This window comes from Streptacidiphilus monticola, from assembly GCF_042658505.1.
GTDB lineage: Bacteria > Actinomycetota > Actinomycetes > Streptomycetales > Streptomycetaceae > Streptacidiphilus > Streptacidiphilus monticola.
This window is the reverse complement of the sequence record NZ_JBHSQJ010000119.1, coordinates 1-624: the sequence shown is the minus strand read 5'-3', so window position 1 is coordinate 624 and position 624 is coordinate 1. Positions and strand designations below refer to the sequence as shown.

Below are 624 nucleotides of genomic sequence, written 5' to 3'. Positions count from 1 at the left end.
GCTGGATAGTGGTCTTTGTTACCCGTGACGGTCAGCCGTTCTCTGTCGTTCGCGTGATGGATGCATTCAACCCTGAACTCATCACCCATACTCTGGATCTCATCGAGTGTCTTGACGCCGGTGGCTACTCGTTTGCCAGCATCATCAGCACGCTGTCACAGGAGGGCGCACAATGATCCCGTCATCCAGTGCTCTTGTATCCCTGAAACCAGCCCGTCAGGCAGCGCTGCAGGCCATCATGACGGTGGAAGAGGCTCGCCAGCGCGGCGCACGTCTGCCATCGATGCCACACGTCCGGACATTCCTGCGCCTGCTGACAGGCTGTAGCCGGATTAACAGTGACGTTGCCCGCCGTATTCCGGGCCTTCACCGTGATCCAAAAGACCGCCTTTCCAGCCTGAAACAGGTGGAAGAGGCGCTGGATATGCTTATCTCCAGCCACGGGGAATNCTGCCGCTGACAATGGATGTGCAGGCTGAACTTTTTCCGGAAGTCCTTCATACCCGAACAGTACGCAGGCTAAAACGTCAGGACTTTGCCTTCACCCGAAAAATGCGCCGTGAAGCCCGTCAGGTCGAGCAGTCCTGGTTACTGCGTCAGAACCTGCTGGGACAGGCTGTCACA

1 protein-coding gene and 1 pseudogene are annotated in these 624 nt (G+C 57.3%); both read left to right on the top strand.

What is annotated here, in order from left to right; translation table 11 throughout:
• Nucleotides 1-8 precede the first annotated feature (8 nt).
• Complete coding sequence (locus ACFP3V_RS25000; RefSeq protein ID WP_380587682.1) at nt 9-176, top strand: hypothetical protein; 168 nt, start codon at nt 9-11, stop codon at nt 174-176.
• Nucleotides 173-624 (top strand): annotated as a pseudogene (locus ACFP3V_RS24995) (plasmid SOS inhibition protein A); the annotation flags it as partial. The gene ACFP3V_RS25000 and the pseudogene ACFP3V_RS24995, both read left to right, overlap by 4 nt.